17 protein-coding genes are annotated in these 23,002 nt (G+C 66.3%); 12 read left to right on the plus strand and 5 right to left on the minus strand.

Translation table 11 applies throughout. The annotated features are described in order from the left end of the window. Nucleotides 1–5 precede the first annotated feature (5 nt). The 3 genes from AC1DQR_RS15985 to AC1DQR_RS15995 form a co-directional block, all read right to left on the minus strand. Entirely contained in the window at nt 6–377 is a 372-nt protein-coding gene (locus tag AC1DQR_RS15985) for a DMT family transporter (RefSeq protein WP_043355625.1), read from the minus strand. Next, entirely contained in the window at nt 374–2,146 is a 1,773-nt protein-coding gene (locus AC1DQR_RS15990) for a glycosyltransferase family 39 protein (protein WP_416052817.1), read from the minus strand. The genes AC1DQR_RS15985 and AC1DQR_RS15990 overlap by 4 nt, the downstream gene beginning before the upstream one ends. A gap of 498 nt (nt 2,147–2,644) precedes the next feature. Further along, nucleotides 2,645–3,208, minus strand: coding sequence for an HdeD family acid-resistance protein (locus tag AC1DQR_RS15995; protein ID WP_416052816.1), 564 nt, complete (start codon nt 3,206–3,208; stop codon nt 2,645–2,647). Between the two features lie 185 nt (nt 3,209–3,393). On the opposite strand from AC1DQR_RS15995, the gene AC1DQR_RS16000 reads away from it, so the two are divergent. Next, nucleotides 3,394–4,263 (plus strand): hypothetical protein, encoded by an 870-nt coding sequence (locus AC1DQR_RS16000; protein WP_416052815.1) that lies wholly within the window; start codon nt 3,394–3,396, stop codon nt 4,261–4,263. A gap of 119 nt (nt 4,264–4,382) precedes the next feature. Here the strand turns inward: AC1DQR_RS16000 and AC1DQR_RS16005 are convergent, their stop codons facing one another. Together AC1DQR_RS16005 and AC1DQR_RS16010 are read right to left on the minus strand one after the other, a co-directional pair. Beyond that, a complete protein-coding gene (locus tag AC1DQR_RS16005) occupies nt 4,383–4,691 on the minus strand; it encodes a hypothetical protein (RefSeq protein ID WP_043355619.1) in 309 nt (102 codons plus the stop codon). A gap of 345 nt (nt 4,692–5,036) precedes the next feature. Beyond that, on the minus strand, nt 5,037–5,975 hold the full coding sequence (locus AC1DQR_RS16010) for an amino acid ABC transporter substrate-binding protein (RefSeq protein ID WP_416052814.1): 939 nt from the start codon (nt 5,973–5,975) through the stop codon (nt 5,037–5,039). A gap of 272 nt (nt 5,976–6,247) precedes the next feature. On the opposite strand from AC1DQR_RS16010, the gene AC1DQR_RS16015 reads away from it, so the two are divergent. The 11 genes from AC1DQR_RS16015 (at nt 6,248) to AC1DQR_RS16065 (ending at nt 22,973) form a co-directional block, all read left to right on the plus strand. Then, on the plus strand, nt 6,248–8,080 hold the full coding sequence (locus tag AC1DQR_RS16015) for a DUF2138 domain-containing protein (protein WP_477133334.1): 1,833 nt from the start codon (nt 6,248–6,250) through the stop codon (nt 8,078–8,080). Nucleotides 8,081–8,106: 26 nt separating this feature from the next. Further along, on the plus strand, nt 8,107–8,775 hold the full coding sequence (locus AC1DQR_RS16020; protein ID WP_477133349.1) for a DUF1175 domain-containing protein: 669 nt from the start codon (nt 8,107–8,109) through the stop codon (nt 8,773–8,775). Between the two features lie 17 nt (nt 8,776–8,792). Further along, entirely contained in the window at nt 8,793–13,532 is a 4,740-nt protein-coding gene (locus AC1DQR_RS16025) for an alpha-2-macroglobulin family protein (protein ID WP_477133335.1), read from the plus strand. Nucleotides 13,533–13,539: 7 nt separating this feature from the next. Next, complete coding sequence (locus tag AC1DQR_RS16030; protein WP_477133336.1) at nt 13,540–15,291, plus strand: DUF2300 domain-containing protein; 1,752 nt, start codon at nt 13,540–13,542, stop codon at nt 15,289–15,291. Further along, nucleotides 15,288–16,112: a YfaP family protein gene (locus AC1DQR_RS16035; RefSeq protein ID WP_416052810.1), complete on the plus strand. Its 825-nt coding sequence runs from the start codon at nt 15,288–15,290 to the stop codon at nt 16,110–16,112. The genes AC1DQR_RS16030 and AC1DQR_RS16035 overlap by 4 nt, the downstream gene beginning before the upstream one ends. Before the next feature lie 88 nt (nt 16,113–16,200). Further along, nucleotides 16,201–17,046 carry a YfaP family protein gene (locus AC1DQR_RS16040; RefSeq protein ID WP_183037100.1) on the plus strand — a complete coding sequence of 282 codons (846 nt, stop codon included), beginning with the start codon at nt 16,201–16,203 and terminating at the stop codon, nt 17,044–17,046. A gap of 81 nt (nt 17,047–17,127) precedes the next feature. Then, nucleotides 17,128–18,309: an MGDG synthase family glycosyltransferase gene (locus tag AC1DQR_RS16045; protein ID WP_416052809.1), complete on the plus strand. Its 1,182-nt coding sequence runs from the start codon at nt 17,128–17,130 to the stop codon at nt 18,307–18,309. A gap of 67 nt (nt 18,310–18,376) precedes the next feature. After that, nucleotides 18,377–18,853, plus strand: coding sequence for a hypothetical protein (locus tag AC1DQR_RS16050; protein ID WP_477133350.1), 477 nt, complete (start codon nt 18,377–18,379; stop codon nt 18,851–18,853). Between the two features lie 167 nt (nt 18,854–19,020). Then, nucleotides 19,021–20,139, plus strand: coding sequence for an acyltransferase family protein (locus AC1DQR_RS16055; RefSeq protein ID WP_477133337.1), 1,119 nt, complete (start codon nt 19,021–19,023; stop codon nt 20,137–20,139). A 276-nt stretch (nt 20,140–20,415) separates the two neighbouring features. Next, on the plus strand, nt 20,416–21,654 hold the full coding sequence (locus tag AC1DQR_RS16060; protein WP_043355607.1) for a GTP cyclohydrolase II: 1,239 nt from the start codon (nt 20,416–20,418) through the stop codon (nt 21,652–21,654). Further along, nucleotides 21,651–22,973: a URC4/urg3 family protein gene (locus tag AC1DQR_RS16065; protein WP_183037084.1), complete on the plus strand. Its 1,323-nt coding sequence runs from the start codon at nt 21,651–21,653 to the stop codon at nt 22,971–22,973. Before AC1DQR_RS16060 ends, AC1DQR_RS16065 begins: the two co-directional genes overlap by 4 nt. Nucleotides 22,974–23,002: the final 29 nt, after the last annotated feature.

The raw sequence follows: 23,002 nt of genomic DNA on the forward strand, positions 1-23,002 counted from the left end.
GGTGATCAGGAACGCGCGATGAGAAACACGCCGGCGAGGATCAGCAGGATGCCTGCTACGCGCAGGGGGCCGATCATTTCACCGAACAGCCACCAGGCTGCCAGGGCGTTCACCACATAACCGAGCGACAGCATCGGGTAAGCGATCGATACATCGACGCGCGACAGCCCGACGATCCACACGCCGACGCTGACTACGTACAGTGTCAGGCCAGCCAGTACCGGCCACTGCGTCAGCACGCGAAACGCCGTGGCAAACAGCGTCGCGCGCTCGATGGTGATGGCGCCCACGGCGTTGGTGCCGGCTTTGAGCAGCAACTGCGCGCACGCATTGAGCAGCACGCCGGTGAAGATAAAAGCGAAGGTAGAGAGCGTCATGGCGCGCGGTTCGGTTCTTGCTGCGGGGCCGCCGGCGCCTGGCCGGGAGGCGGGAAGTTTGTGACCGCGACGCGGCGCTTGTCTTGCCCGATCTTGTACATCGGCACCTTGCTCTCTTGCAGCATCTTGTAGGTGGCAGCCGACATGATGCCCACGGCGTGCTGGCCATCCTGCCATTTTGCAATAAAGGCATCCAGCGTGGGGAGCCATTTCTGCGGCTCCTGCTTGGTGCCGAACTCCAGTTCGTCCGGCCATTCCACCATGATGGTGGTGCGGCGCAGGTAGTACGGCAGCGTGTGGTCCAGCATGCGCACGCCGTAAATCGGCATGTCATCCGTCAGCACGGCGTTGATGGCGGGCACCATGTCCACGCCCGAAGTCTGCCGTCCCATGACCTCGTGGCCCAGCAGCGCCACTGTGAAGCTGGTGAACAAGCCGAGCGAGTAAACGGTGATGCTGACCATCAGGCCCTTGCTCGCCAGCAGCTTGCGCGCGAGGAACACGGCGCCGAGCATCAGCACGAAGGCGGCGCCGACCCAGACTGCGAACAAGCGGTACAGCTCGTTGGGCGTATTGTCGGAATTCAGCGTGGCCACCACCGGGCTGGCCAGCAAGCCGATTGCCGCAATGACCAGCATGCCGTTGAGTTGCCGCTTCCAGCTGCGCTCATCGATGTGCTGCAGCGCCACGGCTGCCAGCATGCCAAGCGCCGGGAAGATCGGCACGATGTAGCCGGGCAGCTTCGAGCCGGACAGGCTGAAGAAGACAAAGATGGCAATGGCCCACACGGCCAGCAACAGCGCCGGCTGGAATGGCCGTGCCGGCGCCACGCGTGCCGCCGCGCCTTCGCCTCGGACCACTTGCCACATGCGCGGCGCCAGGCCCAGCCAGGGGATGAAGCCCGCCACCAGCAACGGCACGAAGTACCACAGCGGGCCCTTGCGCGAGTGTACCGTCGAGGTATAGCGCTGCCAGTGCTCGTGGATAAAGAAGAAATTCAGGAATTCGGGGTTGCGCTCAGACACCAGCCAGAACCAGGGCACCGTGACGATGAGCATCAGTGCGATGCCGGTGATCAGGTGCAGGCGGCGCCACAGGCCGAAATCCCGCGAGATCAGGGTGTAGATGACCAGCACGAGGCCGGGCAGGGCAATGCCTACCAGCCCCTTGGTCAGGATCGCCACACCCATCGCTATCCAGCAGGCCCACATCCAGTAGCGCCGCGCGGCCGGCGTAGCAGCCGGGTGTTGCGCGAGCAACATGAAGGCCAGCACGCAGGCCATGGCGCCGGACAGCGTCATGTCCAGCGAGTTGAAGTGCGAGGCCACGCTCCACATCGGCGCGGCGGCCAGCACCAGCCCGGTCAGGAAGGCGGCCCGGAAGCCATACCAGCGGTGGGCGGCGAGCATCGAGACCACAAGGCCGACCATGCCGGACAGCGCCACGCACAGCCGGGCCTGCCAGTCGCCTACGCCGAACACGGTGTAGGACAGCGCAGTCACCCACATATGGAAGGGCGGCTTCTCGAAGTACTTGAGTGCGTTGTAGCGGATGGTGACCCAGTCGCCGGTGGAAAACATCTCACGGGCGATCTCGGCATAGCGGCCTTCATCGGAGCGCAGCAGGTGGCGAGCGTCAAGCGTGCCGAACCAGACCAGGAGAATAAACAGGCAAACCAGGACGATGGCGGTCGTGGGCAAGCCGGCAGATTGCGAAACACCTTGTGCGGTGCTTCGCGAGGTGTCTCGCGAGGTCACGGAACTACGCATACGTCTCCTGGAAAGGGATCGGGTGACCGCCCTGGCTTGCGCACATGACGGCCGGTTCTCGGGCTTGCGGGGTGTGGCGATCCGCGCGCTGGCGGACCGGGTGGCTTGTCCCGCCTGCTGCCACACAATCATTGCATTGGCTCACGATGGCGCGGCCACTTGCATGATGAATAAAGCTTGGTAATACCGCCTTGGCACCGCTAAACAGGCGGCGTCAGGCTGTTGCCGCAGCGCGCGGCCGGGCTGTTTGACGGTTTCGGGCCGCCCGGGCACCAGGCGAAAACATCACAACGCAGCAGCGACGGCTTTGGTAGACAAAAAAAGCAAGCGATCGTGCCCGTTTCCACGCGCCTTCTGCTTTGTCAGTCTTTCTAGCCGTTACCCCATGGCCAACCTTGGTTGCCAAGTGGCGCGGCGCGCAATGTTAGCACGACCGCCGCAACCCACTGTCGCGCGCGGGGTCGGCGCACGCGGGATGGCCTGGGCAGCGCGCGTGGCTTAGCTTGAAAGTGGTGCAATAGGCATGTTTCTGGCCCGGCGCAAGCGCAGCGAGACGCCGATCAGCAGAATGCCGCAAACCACCGCCCAGGCTCCGATCATCCACAGCACCGCCAGCGCGCCGGCAAGGGGTTGCCACAGCAGAAGGAAAGCGAACACGATGCTCACCAGCCCGGCCAGGATCAGCCACCATTCATTGGGAATGTCCTTGCGCAGGCGGATTGCCGCGACAATTTGCAGCACACCTGTGGCAAGCGTCCAGGCGGCGATATATAACAGCAGGGAAAACGCCGTGACCACGGGGCTGAACCAGGTCAGAAGGCCCACGCCCAGGCCAAGCAGGCCCTGCAATGCAAGGATGCCGCGGTCGCTAGCCTCGCGCTGGCTGCCCGAGATGGCCATCAGCAGCGCGCTGACGCCGTCGGCGGTGGCAAAGGCGCCAAACAAGAGCACGAGTGCAGCCAGTGTGGCAACGGGTGCGAAAAACGCACAAATCCCGAAAAGAACGGCGAGAATGCCGCGCAAGGCCACGACCCACCAAAGCTTGGCGTAATACTGAAGCATAGGAACTCCCTGGCAAGCTGCCCGCATGGGCCGGCAGCGATGGTGACCGACTAAGATTGCCGACACGCGCGGGCAAAAAAGCGCTAGTTTCTAGCCAGCGCGAGCTACAACGTCTGGCTGGCCTTGCGTGTGGGACACCGGGTCGGAACGAGCGGGGGCGCGAAATCATTCTAGACAGGATTCATGTGAGGACAAAGGCGCAACGGTTTGGGGCTGCTTCCATTGCCAGCGCAGTGCTGCTGGCCGTGGGCAGCCTTGCGCAGGCTCAGACAGTGGCGGTGGCCGCTGCCACGCCCGAGGAGGCGCCGGCGCGGGCTCTTGCTCCGCTGTGCGACGCGCCATGGTTCCGCTCCGGCTCGCGGGTGCAGATGGAAGGCGACGGGGCCATGCCCATGTCGATCACCATGACCTTGCGCCGGGCGACCAAGAACCAGACCGGATGCCGGGCGCAGCTCGAGGTGCGCTCCAAGTCGGCGCTGTCTGCCCTGATGGGGCCGCCGGTCATCATGGACCAGGTCCACATGGTCAATATCGACCGCCGCTCCGACTCTGCCAAGAGCAGTATCGAGAGCGAGCATGCCGTCATCAATGCACAAGGGCGCTATGCCCGCATGTACGGCGAAGCCGCCTTCAGGGGCCAGGGCGTGTTCAGCTACGCAGGCATGGATATCCACGAGGGCGGCACTCTGGAGGGCGAGGCGTTCGAGTCCAGCGTCTCGCTGCAGATCTATCCGGTGGGCGCGGACGAGGTCGTGGGAAGCATGCGGGCGCTATATGCTTCGATCAGCGTCGGATCCCGCCACGTGGGCAAGCGCCAGATGATCGATACCGTGCTGGGCCGCAAGGAGTGCATGCCGATCACCTACGAGAAGCGGACTTCGCTGGGGCCGCTGATGGTGGGGGAGGAGGTGGTGCAGGTGGAGCCCACGCTGATGCACGTAACCGACTGGTATTGCCCCGCCGAGGCATTCGTGCTGCGCACCGAGATTCGCCAGCAGGACAAGGTGCAACGGATCGACGTCACGGGGATGGATCTGGATACGACTTCGCCCTGACGCTTTCCCCGCCCGCCAAAGCGGATTCTCCGGCAGCAGACAGCAGAAAGCCCGCCAGTTTGAATTGGCGGGCTTTCTGCTGTCAGGGCGCCGGATACCAGCGCGGCGCCCCTTGCCGATCAGTTCGCGGCTGCGGCTGATGCGGCGGGCTTCTTGCTCTTGCTCTTCTTGCTCTTCTTGGTCGACTTCTTGGCCGGCGGCGCGGAGGCGTCGGTCAGGTCCGTGCGGGTGCTCTTGTTCGCGCCCTGGGAATACGGGTCGAACTTGTCACCGGACTTGGCACCCTGGCTATACGGGTCGAACTTATCGCCCGACTTGGCGCCCTGGCTATACGGGTCGAATTGCTTCTTCCCGGTCGATTGCGCCTGGGCAGCCACGGAGACGGCGCCAATGCACAGCGCGATGGCTGTCGCGACGAACTTGTTCATGTTTTCTCCTGGTAAATGCCGCCTTCCGGCGGTTCGAATACACGGAAACTGACGGCCAAGGCCGCCACGCCGATTGCGTGGGATACCGTTGCCGCGTTGTCCGCTGGTCCCCAGTGTCGCCAACATTTCGCCTGGCTGTCAACATGCGCTGTATTGTGAAATGCACGCTTTGTATCGTCCTATGGAAAGCCGCTATTGCCTTTATCGCCAAGACTTGCTTGACGCCTGACGATCTATGTGCCTAATCGCACACTTTCCGTTTGCGTTAGGTGAAAAAAAAGCCCCCGCAGGCCTGATGGCCTGCGGGGGCTTTGATTTTGGTGGATCGCCGGGCTTCGAAGGCCGTTATTCGGTCGCGACATCCGAAGGATGCTTCCACGCATCCCGGACTTCCGGGCTCGGTGCCAGCGCAAGGTTGATGCTGCGGGCGCCGATTGGCTGCTGGAACCATTGCTTTTGCAAGGCGATCACCTGCGGGCCGGCGAATACCGATGCCAGGGTCTGGTCCACCAGTTGCTTCCACTCCGGATCGGCCTTGGACATCATCAGCGCATTCTGCTCGATCGACAGAGCGGGACCCACGATCACGAACTGCGAAGGGTCCTTGGCGCGGGCGCGCAGTCCCGACAGCAGTACATCGTCCATCACGAATGCCTGCGCACGTCCGGATTCGAGCAGCAGGAAGGATTCGCCATGGTCCTTCGCGTAGATGTCATGGAAGCCATACTGGCCCTTCAGGCGGCGCACATGGCGATCGCCCGTGGAGCCGGCGCTGGTCACCACGTTCTTGCCGCGCAGGTCCTCGAAGGACTTGATGCCCGAGTCCGCGCGCACCAGCATGCGGACCGTGGAAATGTAATGCGAGACGCTGAAGGCGACCTGCTTCTGGCGCTCCAGGGAGTTCGTGTTGGGCGCGCAGTCGAGATCGACCAGGCCATTGACCACGGCGGGGATCCGGTTCTGCGGGGTGAGCGGCATCCAGCGCACCTTGATCGTCTTCAGCCCGAGCTTCACGCGCGCGGCCTCCGCGGCGCGCAGGCACAGGTCCACCGCGTAGCCTGCGGGCTCGCCCTTGTCGTTGGCGAAGGAAAAGGGCAGCGCCGATTCACGGTAGCCCAGCACGATGGTGCCGGTGTTGCGGATCTTGTCCAGCACCGGGCTTTGGGCCTGGGCGGCGTGTGGGGCGGAAATCGAGAGGGCAGCGGCAGCGACGAACGCTAGCTTTGCCAGCAGGCGGGAGGCACGGAACGTGCCGGCACTGGCGAATGTGGCAAACGAGAACATATGTCGAATATTTCAAAAGTGGCGAGGCTACGCCTGTGGCCTGCTTCGGCAAAGTACATCTTTGTCATAAGCAAATATCGGCCCGGAGAGCCGCCTGGGCAACGGTGCCCGGTCCGAAAGCGCGCTACGACGGCGGGTGGCGCCGAGCGCGCGGCTGCGCAGGCAGTCACAAAAATTCACGGTGGCTGGGTTGCAGTTTGATTGATGTGCGCGGTACGCTACCGGGTTCGCTGCATCTGTGACGTGCAGTGATCACGATCGTGAAGGGAATCATGAAGATTTCGCGCAAGAGAATCGCGCTTGGCACCGCCGCGCTGGCGATTGCCGCTGGTGTGGCCGTGCAAATGGTCTGGCACCCGTTCGGACGCGCCTGGAAGGGGCAGCCCCGCCAGCTTGAACTCGATTTCAGCCGCCCCGATGCGCTGGTCGACAGCGAAAGCCTGTCCAGCCTGCCGCGCGACATGCTCCGCGTGCCGCTGCTGCGCGATGTGCTCACCGAAGATTTCGTCAATTATTACGAAGACAACGAAGGCCGCCTGTCTGCCTCGGGCGCGTTGCGTCGCATTGCCTTCGAGCACGACCTGGACTGGGGCGATGCGTTGCTCAAGCGCGTGTTCGACGAACCGGGCCGGCTTATGGCCTGGCGCGGCGCCGATGGCACCTTGCGCTACTGGGCGCTGTCGATGGAGCGCAACGGGCTGGCCAAGGTGCTGCAGACACTTGGCACGATCGCCCCAGCTGACACGCAGCTGAGCCGTGCCGGTGAGGTCGGCGGCACGCCGCTGTATGCCTTGCGGATCGGCCCGGCGCGCAGCCTGCTGCTGGCGGGCAAGGGCGATCGCCTGGTAGTGTTGTCGGAAGCCGGCATGCTGCTGGACGCGGAAGGCAAGCCCATCGGCGCCCGCGCGAAGGCGGTGGCCGCCTGGCTGTCCGACGATGCCGGCGCGCGCGAGACCCCGCTGCAATCGTTCGCGCTCGACGCCGCCAAGGGCCCGCCCAAGGGCCATCGCGTGCTGGTGGGCGCGAATTACCTCTCGTTTGGCTACCAGGCATTCTTCCCGGGCATCGAAGCGCTGCGTTTCGATTTTGCCGGCGCCGACTCTAAGTCCGATTCAAAATCCGATTCCAAGGCCGGCGCCGATGATGCCGCCTGGCACAGCGCGGTGCTGGTCGATGGCGCGCGCCTGCCGGGGGCGTGGAACACGGCCGAACTCTGGAAGGCCTTGCCGGCCGACCCCGCGGCGTGCGCCACGCTGCCGGTGGACTGGCAGGCCGTAGGCAAGATGCTGCAGAAGGTCGGCGGCGGCAAGGACGAACTGGCTACGCAGGTGGCCCAGGCCTTCGAAGGGCCGGCTGCGGTGTGCTGGTACAGCAAGTCGGCGCTGGTGGCGCCGTTGTTCATGGCCCGGGTCAAGTCGGCCGATGCCGCTACCGCGCTGCGCCCGGTGCTGGCGAGCCTGTTCGAGCAAGTGATCGGTGCCTATGAGCCCAAGGCCGGCACGGAAAAGGACGCCTATGCGCGCCTGCCTGTGCAGACCCGCCAGGGCGCGGGCGGCGCGGTGTTGTGGTCGCGCGCGGTCAGCTCGCCCTACGGCACGCGTGAGGGCAAGGGGGCGCCGTTCGCGGCCCAGCTTTCGGCGGGTGCCTATTTCCCTGTGACGCTGGCACTGGCTGGCAACACTGTGCTGTTCTCGCCTGACGGGGCGTTGGTGGATGACGCGCTGGCGGTGCAGGGCAAGCGCTTCCCCGCGGTGGCCGACACCATGCAGCGCGGCCAGCAGGCCCGTACCGTGCTCAGCTTCACCCCGTCGATGCTGGCGCCACTGGTGCGCCGCGAAGCCACCAAGGCGTTGCCCGCGGACCAGGAAGCCCTGTTCCTGAACGCGGCGCGCGCTCACCTGTTCCCTAAGCTGAAGACCCTTGCGGCCTACCCGGCGGTCTCGCTGGTGCTGTCTGATAGCTTGCCTTCGGGGCGTGCGTGGGTGCCGGTGACCTGGCAGCAGGCAGGCACGCCGCCGCGCGGCGTGCTGGCCGCGGCCCCGCCGATAGCACCGATAGCACCGATAGCACCGATAGCACCGGCACCGCAAGAGGCCGCGCAGTGATAGCTGTGAGCCGAGGCCGCCGCGCGATGCTGGCGGCGCTGGCGCTTGCCTCGCCCCTGGCCGGTGGCGGTCGGGCCTGGGCCTTGTCGGGCCTGGCGTCGGACACGCCAGAGGCGGATGCGCTCGATGCCTCGCAATCGGCGGCGTTTCGTGCCTGGTTCGTACGCATCGTCGGCGAGCAGCTGCGCCAAGGCCCGACCCCGCGCTGGTACCAGCGCGATTGTGCGGGCCTGGTGCGCTTTGCCGTGGGCGAGGCGCTCAAGGTGCATGACGCGCGCTGGCTGCGCGCCAACGGCATGCAAGGCAGCGCCTCGGCCCGCCAGTTGCCGCCGGAGCTTAGCCTGAGCCCGAGCCAGCGCACGCTTGGCCAGCGCTGGACCCGCGCCGACGGCAGCACCGGGGCTTATGCCTCCGCCCTGGCCCTGGTGCAGGGCAATAGCCGCTTTGTCGCCAGGAACGTCAACCTGGCGCAGCCCGGCGACCTGCTTTTCTACGACCAGGGCGAYGAMCAGCACCTGATGATCTGGATGGGCCRGTACCTGGCCTATCACACCGGCACCGTGACCCGTACCGATAACGGCCTGCGTGCCGTCACCCTTTCCCGCTTGATGCAATGGAACGATTCGCGCTGGCAGCCGCAGGACGGCAATCCCAATTTCATCGGCGTATTCCGTTTCGCCTTTTTGTCGAGGTAAAGACGATGCTTGTCGTCATGACGCGCGCAAGCGCGCTTCTGCGTTCCTCCATCCCCCGCATGCTGCTGGCGCTTGCCTTGCTGGCAGGCACCCAGGTGGCAGGCGCCGCCGAGCGGCCGAGTGTCACGCTCGACACGGTGCCGTCAAGCGGCTATAGCGCCTTCCAAGGGCAGCCGTTCTTCCTGCTGTCGGACGCCAGCTATGGTAGCGACCAGACGGCGCAGGTGCGCCTGGAAGCCCCGGGCCGCGAATACAAGAGCGAGCTGCAGCGCTACGGCGGCGCCGACATCCTCGTGTACCGGGTCGCCGATCCGATCGCCTTCTTGAAGGCACAAAAGAACCTGCACCGGATCGATGTCAAGGCGAACTACCGCGGTGAAGGGTTGGCCAATACCTTGTCCTACCTGTGGGATAGCTGGTACAAGCAGGCGCGCCGCGCATGGCAACGCGTGCTGTCGTTCGCGACCCGCAGCAAGGCGGTGGAGGACGCGCCGCAGTTCAGCATGGGTGACCAGATTGCCCAGCCGACCCGATTCGAGAACAACCCGCAGTACAAGCCGCTCAAGGGCTATGACGTGGTCGAGCGCTTCCGCTACCCGATCTGGGACGCCAAGGAAATCGCGCCGCCCAAGGACGTCAAGCTGGAAGGCAGCAGCAGCGAATTCCTGCCGCGAGACGCGGGCAACGTGATGGTGCCGCTGGGCAAGCTCAAGCCGGGCCTGTACATCGTCGAAGGCATTATCGGCACCTACCGTGCCCATACCTTGCTGTTTGTGTCCGATACCGTGGCCATTACCAAGAGCACCGGCAACGGTATGCTGGTCTGGGCCGCGCAGCGTAAGAGCGGCCGCCCGGTTGCCGGCGCCAGCCTCGCCTGGACAGATGGTCTCGGTGTGCTTCAAAGCGCTACCACTGGCGCTGACGGTGCGGTAGATCYGGCCCACGCCAGCCCCGAGCGCAGCTACCTGCTGGGCGTGGATCCAGCCGGCGGCGCGTTTATCTCGGAGAACTTCTACTACGACAGCGAGATCTACAACACCAAGCTGTACGCCTTCACCGACCGGCCGCTGTACCGCCCCGGCGACGAAGTCCGGGTCAAGTTCATCGGCCGCAATTTCCGCAATGCCACCGAATCCGGCCCCGCCGCGCCCGGTGATATCAAGCTGGAGGTGCTGGACCCCAACGGCGCGCCGCTGGCCTCGGTCGCTACCGCGCTGGCCGCTGACAACGGCGCCGACGCGCGCTTCACGCTGCCCGCCAATGCCCTGGCCGGCGGCTATACGCTGCGCTTCGACTACGGTGGCAACACCTACGGCGGCGCCTTCCGCGTGGCCGAGTACATCAAGCCGCATTTCGACGTGAATCTTGCGTTGGACAAGGCCGACTATGCCACCGGCGAGGCGGTCAAGGGCAAGATCCAGCTGCGCTATCCCGACGGCAAGCCGGTCAAGGACGCCAAGCTGTCCGTCAGCCTGCGCGCGCAGCAGGTGACGATGGTGGAGGGCGAGCTGCAATATGCCGGCCTGTTCCCGGTCAAGCTGGAGCAGCAGGAACTGACCACCGACGGCAGTGGCAATGCCGCGCTGGTGCTGCCTGCCGCCAAGGACCCGAGCCGCTACGTGGTGACGGTGTTCGCCAACGACGGCGCGGCCTATCGGGTCAAGGTCACGCGCGAACTGCTGATCGCGCGTGGCGCCACGCCATACAAGCTCACGGCGCCGGCCAACTTCACCAACCCGGGCCAGAGCGTGACCTTCCAGTTGCGGGCGCTGGCCGCAGCCGGGCAGGCCTCGGCGCAGGCGCCGGCCAAGTGGGAACTGGTACGCCTGGAGTCCCGCACCCGCAGCGAAGGCGCGCTGAGCCCCGCCGCCAATGGCACTGTGTCGTTCCCGGTCAAGTTCGACCAGCCGGGCTCGTACACGCTCTCCGTCAAGGACGGCGCAGGCAATCTGCTGGCCGCCGCTAGCCACTGGGTGGCTGGCGAGGGCCTGCAGACCGTGCCGGGCAATATCGAGATCGTGTTCGACCGGGACCGCTACCGCATCGGCGACACGGCCGAAGCGCTGGTGACGTTCCCGCTCGCCGTCGAGGATGCCTTGCTGACGCTGGAGCGCGACCGGGTGGAGCGGCGCGGCCTGCTGTCCAAGGGCGGCGACTGGCTGTCGCTGGAGAAGGTCACCGACAGGCAATGGCGGGCGCGGATCAAGGTGGGCAACGATTTCAGCCCCAATATGACGTTCTCCGTGCTGTACGTGAAGGACGGCGACTACGTGTTCCAGAACGCCGGCATTGCCGTGGTACAGCCCACGATCGAGCTGGCGGTCAAGAGCGACAAGCCTGTCTATGCCCCCGGCGAGACCGTCACGCTGGACCTCACCAGCGCCTTCAATGGCAAGCCCGTGCCGGCGAATCTCACCGTCAGCGTGGTGGATGAGATGGTCTACGTGCTGCAGCCTGAAATCGCCCCGAGCATCGTCGACTTCTTCTACCATCCGCGCCGCAACAGCGTGCGCACCACTTCCAGCCTGAACTTCATCGGCTACGACCTCGCCGTGTCGGGCCAGCCCGGCGCCGGTGGCCCGGAGCGAGGCCGCTATAACGAGCGTGGCGTGAAGGTGCTGGAGCGCCCACGCCGGGACGAGAAAGACACTGCCGCGTGGGAGGCCAACCTGCGTACCAGCGCAGACGGCCGCGCGCGCATGAGCTTCACCATGCCTGACTCCCTGACTCGCTGGCGCGTCACGGTGCGAGCGATGTCTGGCGACGGCATGGTCGGGCAGCGCACCGCCAGCATCCGGTCCGACAAGGGCCTGTATCTCAAATGGACCGGGCCGCAACGCTACCGCGCCGAGGATGCGCCGCGCATCGACATGGTGGCCTTCAACCAGGGTGAGCAGGAGGTGGCCGCGGACCTCGTGGTGATCGGCGCCGGCCTGAACGTCAACCAGAGCGTGACGCTCAAGCGTGGTGCTAACTACGTGCGCCTGCCGGTTGCGCAGGGCGCTCTGCAGGGTGGCGTGGTCAATGCGGAGATCAAGCTGCAGGGCAAGGTGCTGGACCGCCTGCAGACCACGCTCACGGTCGAGCCTACCGGCTGGCTCTCGCAGCGCGAGCTGACGCTGCCGCTGGCAGGTGCCAATGCCGCGTTCAAGCTGCCGGCGGACGCACAGGACGTGCGCCTGCGCTTCGTCGACGGCGCCGCCAGCCAGTTTGCCCGCGTGGCGGACGACTTGCTGGCTTATCCGTACGGCTGCACCGAGCAGACCGCCAGCCGGCTGATTCCGCTGGCATTGGCCCAGCGCAGCCTGGCCGCCACCGGCGCGGACACGGGCGGTGGCACCCAGGGCGTCGACGCGCTGCTGCGCACCCAGCGCCAGCGCCTGGCGCTGCTGGCCGGGGTCAATGGCCAGTTTGGGTGGTGGGGCGATACGGTGGGCAATAGCGCGCTGCTGACGGCGTATGCCTATTACGCCGACTGGCTGGCAACGCGCGCCGTCGGCATCAGCCTGCCGCCCGATCACTGGAAGCGCACGCTGGAAGCTTATAAGCAGGCCATGAAGGAGCCGCTGCTGCACCGTGCGCTCGCGCTGTGGTTCATCAACGAGATGGGCCTGCCGGTGGCCACGCAGCTTGGTGGCGTGGCCGGCGAGCTCGCTCGCCCCGGCGCCGATGCGCCTGGCGCGGCCGTGGGCGAGAGCCTGGTGTTTGCCGCGCCGGATTCGCCGCAAGGCCGCCGCGTGGCGACGGTGCTGGCCGCGCAGCTCTACAAGCAGATCGGCCAGCCGATGCCGGAAGGCCTGGCCAGCGCCGCCGAGGCCGCGCGCCAGACGCTGGCGAGCGATCCTTCGCCGCTGGTGCAGAGCCTGCTGCTGATGGCGGGCAAGGGCGCTGCCACCTCCGACGTGCAGGCGCTGCTGGCCCGCGCCGGCGCTGCCTCACCGACGATTGACCGGGCCGTGACGCTGGTGTGGCTCAACAAAGCCCTTGGCGGCGGGCTGGGCCGCGGGCTGGCCGGCGAGGGCGATCCCGCGCTGCGCGTGCCGCAGGGCAACTGGAAGGCTGCGCGCAGCCCGCTCGGCCTGCCGGAATGGCGCTGGAGCGGGGCACAACTGCCTGAGACGCTCGCGCTTACCGTGCCGCAGAACATGGATGCGGCTTCGCAGTCGTTCAACACCAATGCCGTGGTGTCCTACCGCAGCCGTGCCCAGGAAGCCTCGCGCCTGCCGATCGGCATCGAGCGCAAGCTCTATCGCCTGGTGCCCACGAGCGAAGGCGCGGCGAAAGACGGCAAGCCAGCCGAAGCCGCCGCCGCGGGTACGGCCGGCCTGACTTTCTCGGCCAAGCCGGTCAAGCCGGGCGACAAGCTCGACAGCAACACGCTCTACGTCGATGAGATCGTGCTGAGCCCGCGCCAGGGCACCTACCGCTACGGGCTGGTCGAAGCACCGCTGCCGCCCGGCGGCGAGGTCGAAGGCATGACGTGGGGCCTGCGGATCGACGGTTTGCCCGATCCGGACAACAAGGTCACCGGCTTGCAGCCGTTCCAGCGTGCCGTGACGTACGAGATGGGCATGCTGTCGTATCACCAGCCGGTAGTCTCGCTGGAGCGCCCGGTGGTGCTGCGCCAGCTGGTGCGCTTCTCGCTGCCAGGCAAGTTCAACCTGCCCCCGGTGCGCTACTTCCGCATGTACCAGCCAGATGCCAAGGCCCTGCAAGGCGACGGCAAGACGGCGGGCTTCCCCTTGACGGTGGAGTGAGGCGGGCATGAACGGGGCAGCGCGCATGGCGACCGGCCGTGCCTGGTGGCGACGGCTTGCGGTGCTGGCCGCCGTGGGCGCGGCGTGCGCCGGGCCCGTGCTGGCTGCCACGCTCGCGCCCGCCGAGCCCCTGCGCTTCGCACGGCTCGCGGGAGCGGACGCGCAATTGTTCGGCCTCGACGGCAACGCCGCCGCGCCCGCTGCCACGCCATTGCCTGCCAGCTTGCAGACCCCATTGGGCAGCGTGTGGAAGCTGTTCGTCTATGGCTACCTGGTCGGCCGTGACAAGCCAACCAATGACTACACCTGCCGTGGCGGCGACCCGGAGGAGGTTTACTGCTGCACGGCCGGCCAGAGCATCGACCGCGAGCGTGCGCTGATTCAATCCTGCGGACGCTATTTCGAGCCGCGGCGGCTGGGTTTGTCCGCTGCCGACTGGCGCCGTTTCTGGAAGGAGGCAGGCGCACCCGCGTGGCTGCAGGACATGCAGGCGATGCAGCCCGCTCGCAACGTGGCCGTTGCCGATCTGCTTGCCGGGCTGCATGCCGTGCCCCCCGCCGCGCAACAGGCAGCCGCCGCTACGCTTGTCTCGGTACTGACGGTGGGGCGCGGCGAAGGCACGCTGGCCAACTATGGCAGCCTGCTGAGCGCCAAGACGTGGACCATGCCGGACCCAGCGCGGCCGGGCGCATCCATCGGCGGCGCGGCCGGCTGGCTTGCCGATGGCAGCCCGGTCTGGCTGGGCGGCCCCGGCGCCAGTGCCAATGTGCTGCGCCGCGCGGCGCCCCGCCTGCAGCCGTTGCTGGCCACCGTGCCGGTGCCCGATGATGGCGCCTGCGTGCTGGTCGACATGTTCGAGCGTTATCCGCTGCGCGATCTGCAAGCCGCCGGTACCGGCAATGGCACCGGCGCAAGTCGCCAGGCCGTGCCGGATGGCCCGCTGAACGGCACCTATCGCGCTGAGTTTGCCAATGGCAACACCCTGCGCGTGGAGAGCCGTGGCGAACTCACGTTGCTGCGCAAGCCCGGCGCCGCGCCGCGCGTAGTGGGCCGTTTGGGCCTCAATGACTACGTGGCGCGGGTTGTCGAGCGCGAGGGCGATACCACCGAGCCCGAGGCCGCCCGTGCCCTGGCGGTGGCCGCGCGCAGCTACCTGATCCAGCAAGCCACGCGTGAGCAAGGCTGCTTTCATATTGCCGATAGCAGCCGCACCCAGCGTGTGCTGCCGCGTGCACCTACCGCCGCGGCGCGGCGTGCCGCTGATGTGACCGATGCGCTGGTGCTGTCCGGCGTGGCCGTGCGTTATCACCATGACGCGAGCGGCCAGGGGCGCATGGCCTGGCTGGAGGCCCGGCGCGCGGCCGGGCAGGGGCAGTCGTTCGATGCCATCCTGGCCCGCTGGTGGCCTCAGGCCACGCTCACCTCGTTCCAGAGCCCCGTGGCCGGCGATTGCCTGGCGGTGGCCAATGCGCGGCAGTGGCTGGCGCAGCGCGCGCCGCATTGGGAGCGCCGGCTGGCGGCGGAGCCGGGCTATGAAACGCCGCCGCTGCCCGCCGTGTGCGAAGTGCGCGAAGGCCGCCCTTATGCCGACGCGCGCCGCAACCGGCTCTATATCCAACGGCTGGCCAGCGAGGACGACCGCATTGCGCTGGCCCACGAATATCTCCATCTTGCATTTGCCCGCCACCCGCGCGGGCAGGACGAAGGCTTTGTCGAAGCCATGGCGCGCAAGCTGGTACGTACGCAAAACCCATCATGAATCTCACCCGCAATTTGTCCCGCAACTGGCGCCACGGCGTGCTGGCCCTGGTCTGCGTCGCGGCGCCGCTGGTGGCCACGGCCGAGCCGGTTGCCGATCTGGACGGCCCGGTGGGCGGCTGGCGTCACGGCGGCTTGTCCAACGAGCTTGAGCGCTATACCGCCGCTTATCCCAAGCCGCCGGTGGACCGGGGCACGCAGAAGTACCGCACGCTGATCGAGGGGCGCCTGCGCAAGGTCGGCAAGGAGGGCCGCAAGCCGCCCACGCTGGTGGTCAACGGCACGGCCATGCCGCTGTATGCCGACGAGCAGGGGCGCTTCGCGCGGCCGTGGGCGTTTGGCCGTGGCTCCAACAGTGTGGAGATCGTGTCCGCTGATGGCGCCTCGCGCCAGCGCTTGCAGTTCTACGAGGCCGACACGGCCAAGATTCAGGCCAAGCTGCGCGCGGTGTTGACCTGGGACGATCCCAAGGCCGAGGTCGACCTGCATGTGATTTCACCTGACGGTGGCCATGCCTTCTTTGCCAGCCCCTTGCTGCCGGAAGGGGGTGGTCTGGACGTGGATAGCGTGGATGGAGCGGGGCCGGAGATTTTCTCGAGCGCGGCGCCGCGTCCCGGGGTGTGGTTGTTCTATGTGAACTACTGGGGCAATTTCAACGCCGACGGCTACAACTTCGAGAAAGGCAAGAACGATCGCGACCTGATTACCGCCAAGCTCACGCTGATCTACAACGAGAACACGCTCAATGAAAAGCGTGAGACGCTCGTGGTGCCGCTGCGCAAGCTGGGCGAACTGGCGCTCATGAAGTCGGTGCGTTTCTGATCCGGCACATCGATCCGGCACATCGATCAGCCACACTGACGCCTAGCCAGAAAACCAGTCGCAAAGAACGCAGGAAGGAACCGTGGATATGCAGCACTCGCCGAAACTAGCCTTGATCAGCCTGACCCTGCCGGCACTGTTGCTGGCCGGCGCCGCGCGAGCCGACGATGCCATCGAGTTCACCACGCCGCGCAACGGCTGGCGCAACTCGGCCGGTGATGCTTCGGCCTATACGCAGGAAGTGCATTACCCGGCGGTGGCGGTCTCCACGCGAGCCGGGCAAGCCGCCAGCGCCATGATTGCCGGGCGCATCCGCGCGGCGCCCAAGTCCGAGGCGGATGCCGCGAGCGCCGCGTCGAGCCCCGCACCCGGCGGGCGCGGGCGGCGCGGTGGCGGCTCGGTTGCCACCCTGGTGGTCAACGGCGTGGCGATGCCACAGCGGGTTGAGGAGGATGGCCGCTTCTCACGGCCCTACGCCTTCTCGGGCGGCAGCAACAGCGTGGAGATCCGCAGTGCGCAGGGCGCCAGCAAGCGCGTGCAGTTCTACGACGGCTACCAGGGCAAGACCCGTCCGCGCCTGCGCGTGGTGCTGTCCTGGGACAGCGATCAGACCGACCTGGACCTGCATGTGGTGGCGCCCGACGGCCAGCACACCTTCTATGCGAATCGCGTGGCCAGCAACGGCGGCGCGCTCGATGTTGACGTCACCACCGGCTATGGCCCGGAGATCTATTCGATTGCCGCGCCGCCCCCCGGCACCTACCTGGTCTATGTGAACTACTACGGCAGCGGCGCCGGCCCCGAAGCCATTACCGTGGCGCAAGTGGCGCTGATCACCGATGAAAACACGCCCAACGAAAAGCAGCAGGTGTTCCGCGTGCCGATGCGCAAGCCCGGCGAACTGACGCTGATCAAGTCCTTCGTCATGAAGTGAGCACCTCCCCGAAACTCTCCAGCACCCCAGCGTCCCGGCACCTCCGGGATCACCCCGGAAGCCCAATCCCCCCCAATCCCCATGCAGCAGCAGAAGATCCTGTTCCTCAGTGTTTCCGCCGGCGCCGGCCACATGCGCGCCGCTGAAGCACTGCGCCTGACCGCCGAAGCCCAATTCCCCGGCGTGCAGACGCTTCACCTGGACGTGATGGAATACGTCCCGGCCACGTTTCGCAAGCTCTACACCGACTTCTACATCAAGCTGGTGAACAGCTATCCGGCCCTCTGGGGCATGCTGTACCAGCACACTTCCGAGGCCGACCCGGCAGCGCCAATGCAAAAGCTGCGGCGCGCCGCCGAGCGCCTGAGCACGCGCGCGCTGCGCCGTGCGATCGACGAGTTCGCCCCGGATGCCATCGTCTGCACGCACTTCCTGCCCGCCGAGATCCTGATGCATGAGGTACGCAGGGAGCGGCTGGCGGTGCCCGTGTGGGTGCAGGTGACTGACTTTGATCTGCACGGCATGTGGGTGATTCCCCATATGACGGGTTACTTTGCCGCCAGCGAGGAAATCGCCTTTCGCATGCGGGCCAGCCGGATCGAGGCTGGCCGCATCCATACCACAGGGATTCCGGTGGTGCCGGCGTTTTCCCGCCCGCAGGATCGCCAGGCCTGCGCACAGCATTTCGGGCTCGATCCGGCACGGCGCACCATCATGTTGATGGGCGGCGGGGCAGGGCTCGGCGGCCTTGACGAGGTGGCCGGCGCGCTGATGCGGCTGGACCACGATTTCCAGCTGATCGTGCTTGCCGGGCGCAACGAGACTGCGCTGGCGCGGCTCAAGACGCTGGCCGCCGCACACCCCGGACGCCTCTTTCCCTTCGGCTTTACCAACGAGGTGGAACGCCTGATGGCGTGCTCCGACCTTGTCATCACCAAGCCGGGCGGCCTGACCACGTCCGAATGCCTGGCGATGGGCGTGCCGATGGTGGTCAATGCGCCGATTCCCGGTCAGGAAGAGCGCAATGCCGATTACCTGCTGGAGCAAGGCGCCGCGCTCAAGGCGGTCGACCTGGTATCGCTCGAATACCGGGTGCGCCTCTTGCTGGCGGAGCCGGCACGGCTCGACCAGATGCGTGCGCGGGCTAGCGCGCTGGGGCAACCGGCGGCCGCGCGCCGCGTGCTGGAAACCGTGCTCGGGCAATTGGCGCAGTGCGGCCAGCTAGCCGGCCACGGCGGCGCGGCTGCGACGGCGGCGCGTTGAGATGCGCGCGCTGAATCTGTCTTCTTCAACCCGGCACGCGGGCCAGTCTTATCCATCGCGCCATCCCATGGTGTTGGTGCTGACCGTGGCGTGGACCCTGCTGCTGGCCTATTTCTTCGCTAACGTGGAGATCCAGATCGAGGGCGCCGCGGGCTGGGCGGCCAACCTGCCCACCTGGCGCATCGAGCATCACTGGCTGCTGGATATTTTCTGGGGTGGGCGCCCGATGACGGGCTATCACGCGTGGGTATTCCCCTGCGTGGCGCTGTTCTTCCATTTTTCACTGGTGTTCGGCGGGCGCTGGAACTGGCGCGCCGAGGCGCGCGTGATCGCCTGCATCATGGTGTTCTGGATCAGCGAGGATTTTCTCTGGTTCGTGCTGAACCCGGCGTTCGGGCTGGCGCGCTTTGCGCCGAGTTTCGCGCCCTGGCACATCCACTGGTGGGCCGGCGCGCCTACCGATTATTGGGTTTCGCTGGGCGTGGCGGCGGTGTTGCTCTGGTGGTCATGCAGGGGGCCGGTGGGGAATCGTTACAGTTTTTAGGTAAATGCCGTCAATATGCTGTTTGGTACATATGTTGCGGTGCAATGTGTGACCAATACAACGCTTCTCGCCATTTTGCGGCGGTGCATCGTGACCCGTTTTGGCGCCATCCTGTTTCCTGGGAGTAGAATCCGGCCCTTGTGTACTTTGTAGCATTCTTATAACAAATGAGCCCCCGTCCTTCGCGCATGGCGTGCATTGACGCTCTCAAGGCGATCAGTTCACAGCTGATCGTGCTGCACCATCTTGCCTTCTATGGCCCCATGTCCGATGCGGCCCACGTGCTGGCGCCCGGTCTGCTCGACYGGTTTTCGCAGTACGCGCGCATCGCCGTGCAGGTGTTCCTCGTCATCAGCGGCTTCCTGGCGGCGCGCAGCCTGGCGCCCGGCGGGCATTTGATGGTGCCGCGCCCCTTGCAGGCAATCTGGCGCCGCTACCAGAAGCTGGTGGTGCCCTATACCGCGGCTATCTTGATTGCCATTGCCGGTGCCGCCATTGCGCGCACCTGGATGCATCACGACTCCATTCCCGGCGCCCCCGGCCTGCACCAGTTCCTGGCGCATGTGCTGCTGCTGCACAACGTGCTGGACTTCGATGCCTTGTCTGCTGGCGTCTGGTATGTGGCCATCGACCTGCAGTTGTTCGCCTTGCTGATGGTGGCGTTGTGGGCAGCCCGCCGCTGCGAGCAATGGTTCGACGTGGGCGGCAGCCCGATGGGCCCGCTGGCGGTGGCCGGGCTGGTGCTGGCTTCACTGTTCTGGTTCAACCGTGATGCCACGTGGGATATTTGGGCGATTTATTTCTTCGGCGCCTACGGCTTGGGCACGCTGGCCTTCTGGGCATCCGAGCCTGAGCGTTCACCGGTGGCACTGCTGGTGTTGTGCACCGTGGTGCTGGCAGCGCTGGTCGTGGATTTCCGGCTGCGCATCGCGGTGGCGCTGGCCATCGCGCTCCTGCTCGGCACGGCGCGCCGTGGCGGATGGCTTGAGCACTGGCCGCAGGCCCAGTTCCTGGCATTTTTCGGGCGCATTTCCTACTCGGTGTTCCTGGTGCATTTCCCGATTTGCCTGGTGGTGAATGCCCTGGTCTTCCATCTGGCTCCGCACCAGCCCGTCCTCAATGCGCTCGGCATGGTGCTGGCCTGGCTGCTGAGCAACGCCGCGGGGGCATTGTTCCATCGCTACGTGGAGAGCGGTGCGCCGTTGCGCGCATTGCGCCTGGCGCTGTGGCCCGCTGCTCACGAGCCGGTCCAGCGGCAGCAGGCGGGGCAGCAACGGTCAACCTGACCGACCGATAGTCCCGATAGTCCCGATAGCGCTTTCGGTTTATCCGAAGGCATATCCAGCGGCACCCGGCCCTAGCGGCCCGGTGCCGCTTTTACATGGTGCCGATGCACCAGGACTGGTGCTAGCCGCGGCGCTTGCGCACAAGCACAGTGCGCAAGCGGCATCGTGCGGCGTGCAACACAAGGTAAAAACGAGCATTGGGATATGGCACGAAGGTTGCCTACTATGGAATCGTAAACCTGACCGTTTGGTCAGGATTCTTGTTCCGAGGCTGCCATGTCCGATCATATTGTCCTGACCTCGCACGCGCGCCGCGACAAGCCGGCCGAGCCAATCCACTGGGGGGCCGCCACGGCAGCGGAGCGCGGCCCCGTGATCGCAAGTCTGACCAATCCGGCTCAGCGCAATGTGATCGGCACCCATTCCGGCGCATACGCGGTTTACCGCGCGCTGGCGGTGGCCTCCGGCAAGCTGCAGCGAGACCACCGCGCTGATCTCACCGATACCTCGCCGGCCGAGGTGATCGGGCCTCACCCGCAGTGGAGCGATCCGGACAAGATCGTCTCGATGGATCCCTGGGGCCACCTGGTTTCCAGCGCCTTCGGCGACCGGATCGCCGCGGGCATCGACATCCGTCCCTCGATCGCCATTACGCGTGCCCACATCAATATGCCGGAACTGATGGGCGCCATTGCGGCCGGCCGGCTCACACCCGACGGGCAGATCCTTCATGCCAATGGCGACGTGCGGGTCACCAAAGCCGCGATCGATCCGGTCTGGTACCTGCCGGGGCTGGCGCGCCGCTTCGAGATCAAGGAGAGCATGCTGCGCCGCAGCCTGTTCGAGCAGACCAGCGGCATGTTCCCGGAACTGGTCACACGCCCCGACCTGAAAGTGTTCCTGCCGCCGATCGGTGGCATGACCCTGTACTTCTTTGGCGATGTCAGCCAGCTTGGCAAGCCCGAGACCAAGGTGGCCTGCCGCGTGCACGACGAGTGCAACGGCTCGGACGTGTTTGGCTCCGACATATGTACCTGCCGGCCGTACCTGGCCCACGGCATCGAGGTGTGCATCGAGATGGCGCAGCAGGGCGGTGTGGGGCTGGTGGTCTATAACCGGAAGGAAGGCCGGGCGCTGGGCGAGGTGACCAAGTTCCTGGTCTACAACGCCCGCAAGCGCCAGGTTGGCGGCGACCGCGCCGAGACTTATTTTGCACGCACGGAATGTATCGCCGGCGTGCAGGACATGCGCTTCCAGGAGCTCATGCCCGACGTGTTCCATTGGCTCGGCATCAAGCGTATCGACCGCTGGGCTTCGATGAGCAATATGAAGCACGGGGCACTGACCGCTCAGGGTATCGAGGTGGTCGAGCAGGTTGCGATTCCCGATGCACTGATCCCGGCCGATGCCCGCGTGGAAATCGACGCCAAGGTGGCGGCTGGCTACTTCACTAGCTATACCCCGCCCGACGCGGAAGAACTCGCGCTGGCCAAGGGTAGAGGACTGCACGAATGAACGAGATACCCGAAGCGGGTGGCGTGCGCGGCGCCGCGAATCCCTTCATCAACGGCGAGGATGATGCCGGTGGCTGGGCCAGTCCCGTGCCGCCGGGCCATCCGGCCGCCGCGTTGCTCACCGGCCATGCGGTACGCACCCGCTGCGCTGCCGTGACGGATCATGTGGCAGCCGGCGCGTCCGAACTGTTTACCTGGCATCCGGAGCGGATCCCGGCAGTGGCCGATTACGTGGCGGCCACCATCCGCCAGCGCTATCCCGACCTCAACGTGCCGTACCACAGCCGCTGGCGTCATTTCGAGAGCGGCGGCCCTGGCGAGAAGCTGGACCGCTGGCAGATCCTGTGCGAACGCGGCGGGCTCTCCGGCGAGGCCGACCGTGAGGAGCGCGCGCGCATCGGCATCGACCTGGTGATCCCCAGCGTATTGCTGGATGCTGGCGCGGGCCCGGACTGGCGCTATCGCGATCCCGCCAGCGACTTGTTGCTGACGCGCTCCGAAGGGCTTGGCGTGGCCAGCTTCGACCTGTTCGCGCGCGGCGGCTTTTCCGCCCAGCCGGGGCAGCCGCTGCGCTCCGATGCCGAGCGCCTGATGCGTATCGATGCGTCTTCCATCGCAACCGCATTCCAGGTGGCCCAGCACAACCCGCTGGTGGGCCTGGATGGACGCGCCGGGCTGTTGCGCCGTCTTGGCGAGGTGGCGCAAGCCACGCCAGCGGTCTTTGGTTCGCCGGCGCGGCTGGGCAACCTGTTCGACTACCTCAAGGCGCATGCCAGCTCTGGGCAGATCGAGGCCGGCTTCGTGCTTACCACGCTGCTGGTGGCGCTGGGGCCGGTATGGCCCGGGCGCGTGAGCCTGGAAGGTGTGTCGCTGGGCGACTGCTGGCACCACCCGGCCTGTACGGATGGCCTGGTGCCTTTTCACAAGCTGACCCAGTGGCTCACCTACTCGCTGCTGGAACCGCTGGAAGATGCCGGCCTGACCGTGACCGGGCTGGAGGTCCTGACGGGCTTGCCCGAATACCGCAACGGCGGGCTGCTGTTCGATTTCGAGCTGATGGTGCCGCGCGACCCTGGCTTCACTGCCGTGGCGCACACGGTGGATGAGCCGGTTATCGTGGAATGGCGCGCGCTCACGGTGACGGGGCTCGACCTCGTGGCCGCGTCCGTGCGCGAGGCGCTCGGGTTGTCGGCAGAGTCGTTCCCGCTGGCCCGCGTGCTGGAGGGCGGCACCTGGGCCGCGGGGCGGCGCATTGCCGCCAAGCGCAGGCCAGGTGGCCCGCCGCCTTTCGCCATCAACAGCGACGGCACGGTGTTCTAGCGGGTTTGCCAGACCCGCGCCGCAGCAAA

Source organism: Cupriavidus sp. 05L411 (assembly GCF_056398045.1).

Excerpts from the sequence above, each read along its gene's own strand:
- AC1DQR_RS16010 (WP_416052814.1), bottom strand. The coding sequence starts at position 5,975 with ATGTTCTCGTTTGCCACATTCGCCAGTGCCGGCACGTTCCGTGCCTCC.
- AC1DQR_RS16050 (WP_477133350.1), top strand. The coding sequence starts at position 18,377 with ATGGTGTTGGTGCTGACCGTGGCGTGGACCCTGCTGCTGGCCTATTTC.
- AC1DQR_RS16060 (WP_043355607.1), top strand. The coding sequence starts at position 20,416 with ATGTCCGATCATATTGTCCTGACCTCGCACGCGCGCCGCGACAAGCCG.
- AC1DQR_RS16035 (WP_416052810.1), top strand. The coding sequence starts at position 15,288 with ATGAATCTCACCCGCAATTTGTCCCGCAACTGGCGCCACGGCGTGCTG.
- AC1DQR_RS15990 (WP_416052817.1), bottom strand. The coding sequence starts at position 2,146 with ATGCGTAGTTCCGTGACCTCGCGAGACACCTCGCGAAGCACCGCACAA.
- AC1DQR_RS16045 (WP_416052809.1), top strand. The coding sequence starts at position 17,128 with ATGCAGCAGCAGAAGATCCTGTTCCTCAGTGTTTCCGCCGGCGCCGGC.
- AC1DQR_RS16005 (WP_043355619.1), bottom strand. The coding sequence starts at position 4,691 with ATGAACAAGTTCGTCGCGACAGCCATCGCGCTGTGCATTGGCGCCGTC.
- AC1DQR_RS16015 (WP_477133334.1), top strand. The coding sequence starts at position 6,248 with ATGAAGATTTCGCGCAAGAGAATCGCGCTTGGCACCGCCGCGCTGGCG.
- AC1DQR_RS15985 (WP_043355625.1), bottom strand. The coding sequence starts at position 377 with ATGACGCTCTCTACCTTCGCTTTTATCTTCACCGGCGTGCTGCTCAAT.
- AC1DQR_RS15995 (WP_416052816.1), bottom strand. The coding sequence starts at position 3,208 with ATGCTTCAGTATTACGCCAAGCTTTGGTGGGTCGTGGCCTTGCGCGGC.
- AC1DQR_RS16040 (WP_183037100.1), top strand. The coding sequence starts at position 16,201 with ATGCAGCACTCGCCGAAACTAGCCTTGATCAGCCTGACCCTGCCGGCA.
- AC1DQR_RS16065 (WP_183037084.1), top strand. The coding sequence starts at position 21,651 with ATGAACGAGATACCCGAAGCGGGTGGCGTGCGCGGCGCCGCGAATCCC.
- AC1DQR_RS16030 (WP_477133336.1), top strand. The coding sequence starts at position 13,540 with ATGAACGGGGCAGCGCGCATGGCGACCGGCCGTGCCTGGTGGCGACGG.